9 protein-coding genes are annotated in these 7,212 nt (G+C 69.2%); 7 read left to right on the forward strand and 2 right to left on the reverse strand.

Annotated elements, in window-relative coordinates; translation table 11 throughout:
- The 3 genes from VFU06_04420 to VFU06_04430 all read left to right on the forward strand — a co-directional run.
- On the forward strand, positions 1–1,111 hold a 1,111-nt coding region (locus tag VFU06_04420), incomplete at its 5' end, for an amidohydrolase family protein (GenBank protein ID HEU5208635.1).
- Positions 1,112–1,287: 176 nt separating this feature from the next.
- The gene (locus VFU06_04425; protein HEU5208636.1) at positions 1,288–1,947 is read left to right on the forward strand and encodes an NAD(P)-binding domain-containing protein; all 660 of its coding nucleotides are present in this window, start codon (positions 1,288–1,290) and stop codon (positions 1,945–1,947) included.
- A gap of 10 nt (positions 1,948–1,957) precedes the next feature.
- Positions 1,958–2,599 carry a trimeric intracellular cation channel family protein gene (locus tag VFU06_04430; GenBank protein HEU5208637.1) on the forward strand — a complete coding sequence of 214 codons (642 nt, stop codon included), beginning with the start codon at positions 1,958–1,960 and terminating at the stop codon, positions 2,597–2,599.
- A gap of 7 nt (positions 2,600–2,606) precedes the next feature.
- On the opposite strand, the gene VFU06_04435 is transcribed toward VFU06_04430, so the two are convergent.
- Positions 2,607–4,301: a M1 family metallopeptidase gene (locus tag VFU06_04435; protein ID HEU5208638.1), complete on the reverse strand. Its 1,695-nt coding sequence runs from the start codon at positions 4,299–4,301 to the stop codon at positions 2,607–2,609.
- A 174-nt stretch (positions 4,302–4,475) separates the two neighbouring features.
- On the opposite strand from VFU06_04435, the gene VFU06_04440 reads away from it, so the two are divergent.
- The 4 genes from VFU06_04440 (at position 4,476) to VFU06_04455 (ending at position 6,720) form a co-directional block, all read left to right on the forward strand.
- Positions 4,476–5,078, forward strand: coding sequence for a hypothetical protein (locus tag VFU06_04440; protein HEU5208639.1), 603 nt, complete (start codon positions 4,476–4,478; stop codon positions 5,076–5,078).
- Complete coding sequence (locus VFU06_04445) at positions 5,068–5,454, forward strand: transcriptional regulator (GenBank protein ID HEU5208640.1); 387 nt, start codon at positions 5,068–5,070, stop codon at positions 5,452–5,454. Before VFU06_04440 ends, VFU06_04445 begins: the two co-directional genes overlap by 11 nt.
- 84 nt (positions 5,455–5,538) lie before the next feature.
- A complete protein-coding gene (locus VFU06_04450) occupies positions 5,539–6,255 on the forward strand; it encodes a di-trans,poly-cis-decaprenylcistransferase (GenBank protein HEU5208641.1) in 717 nt (238 codons plus the stop codon).
- 39 nt (positions 6,256–6,294) lie between these two features.
- Positions 6,295–6,720: a hypothetical protein gene (locus tag VFU06_04455; protein HEU5208642.1), complete on the forward strand. Its 426-nt coding sequence runs from the start codon at positions 6,295–6,297 to the stop codon at positions 6,718–6,720.
- On the opposite strand, the gene VFU06_04460 is transcribed toward VFU06_04455, so the two are convergent.
- Positions 6,701–7,212 (reverse strand): hypothetical protein (locus VFU06_04460; GenBank protein HEU5208643.1); only part of this gene is annotated, 512 nt, incomplete at its 5' end. The two genes, VFU06_04455 and VFU06_04460, sit on opposite strands and share 20 nt — an antisense overlap.

Genomic DNA, 7,212 nt, shown 5'->3' on the forward strand with positions numbered 1-7,212 from the left:
CGATGTCTCGGGCAAGCACGTCTACCCCGGCCTGATCGACGCGTACAGCGCCATGGGACTGCAGGAGATCGGCGCCGTCGACGTCACCCAGGACACGGACGAGCTGGGCGACTTCAACCCCAACGTGCGCGCGGAGCTGGCGGTCAACCCCGAAAGCCGCCACATCGGCACTGCGCGCTCCAACGGCGTGCTCGTCACGGTCACCACACCGAGCGGCGGCCTGGTCTCCGGCCTGTCGGCCGCGCTCATGCTCGACGGATGGACGTGGGAGTCGATGACGCTGAAGAGCGGTGCCGCGCTGAACGTGAACTGGCCGGATCCCAACGGCCGTCCGCGCAACCCGTGGATGCAGCAGAACGCAGCGGCGGACGAGGACGAGCCGACATACGCCGAGCAGGTGCGCTCATTGCGCGACATGTTCGCCGCCGCCCGCGCGTACCGAGACGCGCAGGCGTCCGGGCTCCCGCACGACACGGACTCCCGCTGGGAGGCGATGGTGCCGGTGGTGAACGGCGAGGTGCCGGTCGTGGTGTCCGCGCGCAGCGTGCAGCAGATCCAGGACGCGATCGCATTCGCGGAGGCGGAAGGGCTGCGCATCATCCTGCGCGGCGCCGATGATGCCGTTTTCATTGCCGACCACCTCGCCGCGAAGCGCATCCCGGTGCTCATCACGTCTACGATGGACTCGCCCGACCGCGGCTGGCAGGGTTACGACACCAACTACAGCCTGCCCGCGCAGCTGCACGCGAAGGGTGTCCCCTTCGCGATCACCGGCGGCAACAGCGCGTCCTACACGCACCGGCTGCCGTGGGAAGCGGGGGTCGCCGTCGCATACGGGCTGCCGGAGGAGGAAGCCCTGCGCGCCGTCACGATCTATCCGGCACGCTTCCTCGGCATCGACGACCGGGTCGGCTCGCTCGAGCCCGGCAAGGACGCGACGCTGCTGATTACCACTGGCAACCCGCTCGACTACCTGGCGAACGTGGAGCAGGCGTACGTGCAGGGTCGCGCGATCGACATGAACGACATCTTCCGGCAATTGTACGAGAAGTACTCCGAGAAGGTGCGCCAGTCGCGCGTCACGGTGGACGAGGTGACGCAGCAGCAGTAGCGGCGGCGCCATGCGAGGACGGAGTGGGACCGGCTGCCCGTGCAGTCGGTCCCACTTTGTTTGAGGGGCTGCGGCCCCCGGCCAGGGCACTGCCAACGGCTCCCTGTACGCGGTGCGTGCGCGTGGCGTATGATGTGCGCTCCGTCGCCTGCACCTTCAACCGACCTGGGGACGCCATGCGAATCGGCATCATCGGAGCGGGCAACATCGGCGGCACCCTCACCCGCCGGCTGACAGCAATCGGCCACGACGTCATGGTCGCGAACTCGCGCGGGCCGGAAACGCTTGCGGAGCTGGCCTGGGAAACGGGGGCCAAGGCCGTGACGGCGCGCGATGCGGTGCGCGACCGTGACCTCGTGGTGGTCACCATCCCCGAGGGAAGAGTCCGGGAGTTGCCGCGCGACCTCTTCGACGACGTGCCGGCCGCGACCGTGGTCGTCGATACCGGCAACTACTACCCGCAGCGCGACGGCCGCATCGACGGCATCGAGAGCGGAACGACCGAGAGCCGCTGGGTCGAGCGCCAGCTCGGCCGGCCGGTCGTGAAGGCGTTCAACAACATCCGCGCACAGCACCTGATGGACCTCGGCCGGCCCGCCGACGACCCCGACCGGATCGCGCTGCCCGTCGCGGGCGACGACCCGGACGCAAAGGGCATAGTCATGCGGCTCGTCGATGAGCTCGGCTTCGACCCCGTCGACGCAGGCGACCTCGACGAGTCGTGGCGGCAACAGCCCGGCACCCCCGTCTACACGGCCGACCTGGACGCAGCCGGCGTCCGCCGCGCGCTCGAGCAGGCCAGCCCGGAGCGACCGCCCGGCTTCCGCGCATCCTGATTTTTCTGCCATGGACCAACTTCCGCTGATCCGCGTCGATACGCTCCTGCCGGTGCTCGACCTCACCGGCACATTTGTGTTCGCACTGAGCGGCGCAATGGTCGGCGTCCGACACCGCTTCGACCTGTTCGGCCTGCTCGTGCTCGCATTCGCGGCGGGCAATGTCGGAGGCATCACGCGTGACCTGCTGATCGGTGCGGTGCCGCCCCCGGGGATTGCGGACTGGCGCTACATCGCCGTGCCGATTCTCGCCGGGCTGCTCACCTTCCGCTGGCACGACGTCATCGATCGAATGCGCAGCCCCGTCCTCGTCCTCGACGCAGGTGGCCTGGCCCTGTTCGCCGTTTCCGGCGCGCTCAAGGCACTCGACTACCAGCTCGGTCCGTTGACGGCGATTGTCCTCGGCATGCTGACGGGAATCGGCGGAGGCATGCTGCGCGACGTCCTGGCGAACGAGGTGCCCGCCGTGCTGCGCGGCGACGTGTACGCCGTCGCCGCACTGGCCGGCGCCGCCGTGGTGGTCGCTGGGCGCGCACTGGACCTGCCGACCACCCTCGTGGTGGTCGCCGGCGCAGCACTCTGCTTCGGACTCCGGCTCCTCGCGATCCGCAGACGCTGGCAGTTGCCCGTCGCGCGCGAAAGCGGCGGATGATGCGGGGCTACGCGCCCGCGCAGTCCGCCCCGGCCATCCGCGCCGCACCGCCACTGCGCCTGACCTGCACGTAGTAATCGACGTCCACGTCGAGTGCATCCGGTTCGCGCAGTGCGACGTCCACACTGCTCCACTCGCTCGTGGGTCGCAGCACCGTGCACGCATCCGGCCCCGTTCGCACCTCGACCGGCATCGCGAACCCGTCCACTACGTCGGTCCAGCGGTAGCGCAGTGTCGAGCCGTCCAGCGTGTACTCCAGCGTCGGGATCATCGTCGTCGTCAGGTACTGCCGGAACACCGGCGCGAGGTCCGAATCGGTGCGCTCGTCCATGTAGCGCTGCACCTGCTCACCCGTGACGACCTGGTGGCGAAATTCACTGTTGAGGCCGCGCAGGATCTCGCGCCAGCGATCGTCGTCGCCCACGAGCTGACGCATAGTGTGCAGCATGTTGCCGCCCTTGTTGTACATGTCGCCCGAGCCTTCCGCGTTCACCCCGTACTCGGGGATGATCGGGCGGTCGTTCAGGATGCCGTCCCGCAGGCCGTGCACGTACTCGGCACCGGCCCGCTCGTTCTTCTGGCACTCGACATAGAGCGCTTCGGCGTAGTTGCCGAACGCCTCGTGCACCCACATGTCCGCCAGGTCCGCCGTGGTTATGTTGTTGCCCCACCACTCGTGCGCGGTCTCGTGCACGATGATGAAGTCGAAGTCGAGACCGTGGCCGGTCCCCGACCGGTCCCTGCCGCGGTAGCCGTTCTGGTAGCCGTTGCCGTACGCGACCGCTGACTGGTGCTCCATGCCGAGGTGCGGCGTCTCGATCAGCTTGAAGCCGTCCTCGTACCAGGGATACGGGCCGAACCAGCGCTCGAAGCACGCGATCGTCGGCCGCACCTGCACGAACTGGCGACGCGCAGCATCCAGGTTGTAGTCCAGCGGCCAGTAGTCCAGCGTCAGCACCCCGGCCTCGCCCTCCATCACCTCGCCGAAATGCGCGTAGCTGCCCGCGTTGATCGCGATGTTGTAGTTGTTGATCGGGTTGCGCACGAACCACTCGAACGTCGCCGTGCTGTCGTCATTGATGACGGAGCGCAGCCGGCCGTTGGACACGTTCACCATCGGGTGCGGCACCGTGATCGCCACCCGCTGGCTGTCCGGCTCCTCCGCCTGCGTGTCCTTGTTCGGCCACCACACGCTCGCCCCGAGCCCCTGGTTCGCCGTGGCGACCCAAGGGCGATCCAGGCTGTCGCGCAAAACGATCAGACCGCCGTCCCACGGCGGGTTCTCCGCGACCTGCGGCCTGCCGTGGTAGTGCACCGTCACGGTCTGCAGCGTGCCGCTCTGCGGCGCCGCCGGCAGCGTCGCGAAGAACGCATTGCCATCCCGGCGGAACGGCAGCGATCGACCACCCTGCACGATGCTGTCGATCTCCAGCGGCTGCTGCAGGTCGATCTGCAGCTCACTGCCCGATGAAAGGACGCGGTACGTGATCGCGTTCGAGCCGGCGATGCTGCTGTCCGCCGGGTCCACGCGCACCTCGAGATCGTAGAAGACGACGTCCCACCACGACCGCGCCGGGCCGATCGAGCCGCGCAGCGTGTCGGCGCGCGTGTACCCCGGGCGCTGCGGCTGCTGCTGCGCCGTTGCGCAGGCCGGAAGCGTGAAGGCGACCAGCACGAGAAACAGGAGGACGGGACGTCGCATGACCATCTCACTTGTGGTTCCGGTGGACGACTGCTGACGGATAGTAATCGCGGCACCGGGCTCATGCGCCAGTTCGGCCGCACGGGCCCACCCTGCCGGCGCCGTGGCCGCTGGCTCCACTTTACAGCGCCAAGGACTTGACCCGGGGCGGGCGGCACCCCTAGACTTCCGCTCATGACGCCGCAGCCCCAGCGCTCCGAGCCGATCGCCCTGCACGACCGGGCCATGGACAACCTCCGCTTCATCCGCCAGACGATGGAGCAGGCGACGGCGTTCACCGCGGTCCCCGGCCTGGCCGGCATCCTGATGGGCGTGACGGCACTGGGCGCGGCACTGGTCGCAGCGCAGCAGGACGTCGAGGTCGCCTGGCTGGCGGTCTGGGTGGCGGAGGCGACGCTGGCGGTCGTGATCGCCGGGGTAGGCATCGTGCTCAAGGCGCGCGCCGCGGGCGTTCCACTCTTTTCCGGGCCCGCACGCAAGTTCCTGCTCAGCTTCCTGCCGCCGGTCGGCACCGCCGCGCTGCTCACGCCCGCGCTGTACCGGTGGGATGCGGCGGAAGCGATTCCCGGCATGTGGCTGCTGCTGTACGGTGCCGGGATCGTGACGGCCGGAACGTTCTCGGTGCGCGTCGTGCCGCTCATGGGCCTGGCATTCATGACGCTCGGCGGCGCCGCACTCCTCGCCGCGCCTCACGGCGGCGATGCATTCCTGGCCGGCGGGTTCGGCGGATTGCACATCCTGTTCGGCGCCATCATCGCGAGGAAGTATGGCGGCTAAGCCCGCACAGCAGCCTCGCCGCGACGACGCGGGCGACGACGCGCGCGAGCGTGTCACGCCTGCGGAAAGCCCGTCCGCCGCGGCTGCCAGTCTCGATCGCGTCATCCACGAGCGCATGCGGCTGGCGATTCTCAGTGCGCTGGCGGGACGCGAGTCCGTGAGCTTCGTCGAGCTGAAGGCGCTCACCGGCGGCACGGACGGCAACGTGAGCGTGCACGCGCGCCGACTCGAGGAGGCCGGTTACGTCGTGTGCCGGAAGTCGTTCGTGGGGAGGGTGCCCCGCACGGAGTACCGCATTACCGACGAGGGACGTCGTGCGCTGAACGCGTACATCGACCACATGGAGGCGCTCATCCAGCAGGTGCGCGAGCGTTAGGCAGCAGACAGCGGCACGCATCGGGATGGGCCGTTTTTTTCCGCGCCCTAACTTTACTGGGTAAAGGACTACACCGGAGGCAGCATGCACGTCGCGATCATCATGGACGGCAATGGACGATGGGCGCAGGAGCGCGGACTGCCGCGCACCACGGGACACCGCGCCGGCGCGAAGGCGGTACGGCGTATCGTGGAAGCCGCGCCGGGGCTCGGTATCCGCACGCTCACGCTGTACGCCTTTTCCGCGGACAACTGGAAGCGGCCGCGCTCGGAAGTCACACAGCTGCTGCGCCTGTTCATGCGCTACCTGCACCAGGAAACGGAGCGGTGCCGGTCCAACGGCGTGCGGCTGAGCGTGATCGGCCGGCGGGACCGTCTGCCCGACGTGCTCGCGCATGCGATCGAGCGTGCCGAGCGGGAAACGGCGCACTGCGACACGCTGCTGCTGCGCATCGCGATCGACTACTCCGCGCGGGACGCGATCGTCGCGGCGGCCGCGCTGCTGGACGGCACCCGCCCCGACCGCGAGATGTTCGCGGAGGCACTCGGCGCTGCCACGCACGCCGAAGCTGCCGTCCCCGACGTGGACCTGCTGATCCGCACGGGTGGCGAGCAGCGCCTGAGTGATTTCCTGCTGTGGGAGGCCGCGTACGCCGAGCTGTTCTTCACGAGCTGCCGGTGGCCGGACTTCGATGCGGCGGCGCTGGAAGCCGCGCTGGAGGAGTACTGCGGACGTGAGCGTCGCTTTGGTCGGGTGGAAGCGCCGCGCGAGCGCACGGCCGGACTGGCGAGCGCACGCTGAACGAAATCATCCACGGTTCACTGACACCGGACGGACACGATGACAGTCATGAAACGCGTGCGCGACACTCTCCTGATCGGCATCATCTGGGCGTTTGCCTGGGCGCCCGTCGCCATCCTTGCGGGTCTCGTGATCGACCCCGACAACTCGATGGACGAGATGTGGTTCATGATCGGCGCGCTGCCGGGCTTTCTGTGCGGCGTCGTCTTCGCGGTGCTGTCCGGCCTTGCGGGGGGCGGCCGCTCCCGCACCACGGCGCCCCCGCGTGCGGCGCTGCTCGGCGTGCTGAGCGGAGTGATCGTCGGAATCCTGCCATTCCTGGTGGGCGAGTCACAGGTGGCGATGCCGGAGTGGCTGTTCGCGGTTCTGGTGATCGCCGCATTCGCCTTGATGAGCGCGGCGTCGGCGGTGGTGACGTCGATGTGGGCACGCAGGCGGAGTCGCCTTATTGCACCACCAGCGTGAGTCGAAGCAGCCCGGGCTCGGCGACGTCGACCTCGTAGCTGCGCATGACGCGCGTCGTGGCGACGGTGAGCCGCACCGTCGCGCCCGGCTCGAATCCGCACAGCAGGAAGCTGCCGTTCTCCGCAGTCATCGCCGTGCGCGTGCGCGCCGGGACCTCTGCTCCGGCACGTGAGTCATCGGCGGGCGTCCACAGCGCAGCCACGCTCGCCCCGGGAACCGCCGCTCCCTCCGCGGCGTCCACCACGAATCCCGCGATCGCGGTGCGCCCGTCGGCAACCGGACGTTCGGCGCAGCCCGGCGGGCGCGGGATGCCGAGCGCGACGCGCACCGTTCCGCGCGCCGGTACCACCACGCGCAGCGGCTGAACCGGCAGGCCCAGCGAATCCGCGGCAGGGTGAACGAACGCGATCTCGTGCTCGCCTGCGGCGACGTTGCGCAGCAGGAACTCGCCACGCGCACTGGTCACGACCGCGCGGCCGCCGGACACGAGGA

The organism is Longimicrobiales bacterium (assembly GCA_035764935.1).
GTDB lineage: Bacteria > Gemmatimonadota > Gemmatimonadetes > Longimicrobiales > RSA9 > DASTYK01.

Bases quoted from the DNA above. Each gene is read 5' to 3' on its own strand.
- VFU06_04425 (HEU5208636.1), top strand. From the start codon at position 1,288: ATGCGAATCGGCATCATCGGAGCGGGCAACATCGGCGGCACCCTCACC.
- VFU06_04430 (HEU5208637.1), top strand. From the start codon at position 1,958: ATGGACCAACTTCCGCTGATCCGCGTCGATACGCTCCTGCCGGTGCTC.
- VFU06_04435 (HEU5208638.1), bottom strand. From the start codon at position 4,301: ATGCGACGTCCCGTCCTCCTGTTTCTCGTGCTGGTCGCCTTCACGCTT.
- VFU06_04440 (HEU5208639.1), top strand. From the start codon at position 4,476: ATGACGCCGCAGCCCCAGCGCTCCGAGCCGATCGCCCTGCACGACCGG.
- VFU06_04445 (HEU5208640.1), top strand. From the start codon at position 5,068: ATGGCGGCTAAGCCCGCACAGCAGCCTCGCCGCGACGACGCGGGCGAC.
- VFU06_04450 (HEU5208641.1), top strand. From the start codon at position 5,539: ATGCACGTCGCGATCATCATGGACGGCAATGGACGATGGGCGCAGGAG.
- VFU06_04455 (HEU5208642.1), top strand. From the start codon at position 6,295: ATGACAGTCATGAAACGCGTGCGCGACACTCTCCTGATCGGCATCATC.